This window comes from Streptomyces sp. sk2.1 (assembly GCF_008120935.1).
Taxonomy (GTDB): domain Bacteria; phylum Actinomycetota; class Actinomycetes; order Streptomycetales; family Streptomycetaceae; genus Streptomyces.
In genome coordinates, this window is the sequence record NZ_RDBO01000132.1 from 1 (window position 1) to 2,143 (window position 2,143).

The 2,143-nt window shown below is 69.8% G+C and carries 2 protein-coding genes; one reads left to right on the forward strand and one right to left on the reverse strand.

Going from position 1 to position 2,143, the window contains the following annotated elements; translation table 11 throughout:
- Positions 1-1,295: right-handed parallel beta-helix repeat-containing protein (locus tag EAO76_RS47055; RefSeq protein ID WP_262376194.1), on the reverse strand; the 1,295-nt coding region annotated here is incomplete at its 3' end.
- A gap of 318 nt (positions 1,296-1,613) precedes the next feature.
- On the opposite strand from EAO76_RS47055, the gene EAO76_RS41360 reads away from it, so the two are divergent.
- Positions 1,614-2,143, forward strand: a 530-nt coding sequence (locus EAO76_RS41360) for a Dyp-type peroxidase domain-containing protein (protein ID WP_187439015.1), incomplete at its 3' end; no start/stop codon positions are given.

The window sequence follows — 2,143 nt, forward strand, 5'->3', positions numbered from 1 at the left end:
GTCGGTGTGACCCCCGGGACGGGGCGGGAGGCATGGTCGGTCCACCAGTCGGACAGCACCCGGCGGACATCCCTGACGGACGGCCGGGCGGGCGACAGATCATGGGCGAGCAACAGCACATGGGCGGGCTGCGCAGTGGCGATGCCCGGCTGAGTACGCGGAACCGGACGGCTTTTGTCTCCGGAGGAACCGGAGGCGTCGGAGTCCGTGGTGCGGGTGGAGTCCGTGTCGGCGGGGGCGCCGCAGGCGGTGGCCGAGGCGAGTGGGGCGGCCAGCAGCGTACGGCGGCGGGGCGAAGGCAGGGCGGTCACCAGAACTCCAGGGCAGAAACGTGGAAACGCAGGATGCGGTGAGGGCAGAGTGCGCACAGGATCCACCGGAAGGCGAGGCGCAATGATACACCTGTCAACCATGAGGTCCCTTGTCATGAAATCCCGTAAATCCCGTACAGGCAACCGGAGTTCAGGAATCTTACGAATTGCCGCGTCGGCCGTTGCGGTGCTTCTGGTGTTGTCCTGTACGGGGTAGCCCTGGACGTCCTGCAGGACGAGTGCGGCCACGCGGTGGTTCTCGATGCGGTTGCGTTCGATGCGGTTGCGGGTGCCGCCGCCGATGCCGATGSCGATGCCGAAGCCGCCGTCGGCCTGTTCGGGGCTGYGGTCGTCGTTGTTGTCGGTGATGGTGTTGCCGGCGAGCACGGCCCCGTGCTGGGGGCCCAGGGCCTCCAGGCTGTCGGAGTTGACGGTCACGCCGACCCGGTTGCGGCGTGCGGTGTTGGCGAGGAAGTACAGGTTGCGGGAGGCGTTGGTGACCTCGATGCCGATGGCGTTGTGCTCCAGCACGTTGTCGCGCACCACGGTGTCGCAGGGGTCGCACTGCCCGACGTAGATCCCCGAGTCGGAGTGCCCCGAGGCGTAGGAGTGCTCGATGAGGCCGCCGCGCGCGTCGAAGGCGTAGATGCCGTACAGGGCGTTGTTGTACGCGGTCACGTACGAGGCCCGGAAGCCCTTCAGCGGCGGGAACCTGACCGTGTCCAGCGGGTCGTACCCCTGGCCGCCGCCCGCGCCCGCGCCCTGCAGGCGCTCGTCGGTGACCCCGGTGAACAGCACACCGTTCGCCAGGTGGTTGCGGACGGTCAGGTTCTCCACCACCGACCCCGCACCGGTSACSGTGATSCCGTTGGCACGCCGGAACTCCCCGTCSACGACCGTCCCGCCCCGGTCCGCACCGCGCAGCACCACCCCGGGACGGCGCACCGTCACCGCCTCGCGGTAAACACCCGATGAGACCAGCACGACATCCCCCGATCGGGCGACATCCACAGCCTCCTGGATCGACGGATACCCCCCGGGCACCCGCAACACCACCGGCGGCCCGGACAGCCCCCGCTTGCCATCCACCCCCGCGGAACCACACCCCGACAACACCAGAAGCACCGCAACGGCCGACGCGGCGCTCCGCAAGGGACGCACACCTGGAGCTTCTGCCCGATATTTCATGACAAGAGATCTCATGGCGGAAGGTGTATCGTCACGCCGCGCCGTCCGGCGGATCCTGCGCGTGCTCCGTCCCGGCCACGCTCCCCGCCTCTGCTCTGGAGCCCTGGAACCCTGGTGACAGCCCTGCCCCCGCCCCATCGCCGTACGCTGCTTCTCGCCCCGCTCGCCGCGGCCACCGCCTGCGGAACCTCAGTCACCGAGGACGCGGCCGAGGAATCCACCGGGAACACGGCCACGAACTCCTCCGGGAGTTCCGGTTCCTCCGGAGACAAAAGTCGTCCGGTTCCGCGTACTCAGCCGGGCATCGCCACTGCGCAGCCCGCCCATGTGCTGTTGCTCGCCCATGATCTGTCGCCCGCCCGGCCGTCCGTCAGGGATGTCCGCCGGGTGCTGTCCGACTGGTGGACCGACCATGCCTCCCGCCCCGTCCCGGGGGTCACACCGACCGTGGCCCTCGGTCCCGCCCTGCACCGCAAACTCGGCCTGACCGCCCCACCCCGCCTCAAGGACCTGCCCTCCTTCCCCCACGACCGCCTCGAACCCCGCCACGGCGGCGGCGACGTCCTGGTCCAGCTCTGCGGACCCAGTGCCGCCGCCGTGGCGGGGTTCGAGGCGGTCGTGGGGGAAGGAGGGCAGGTCCTTGA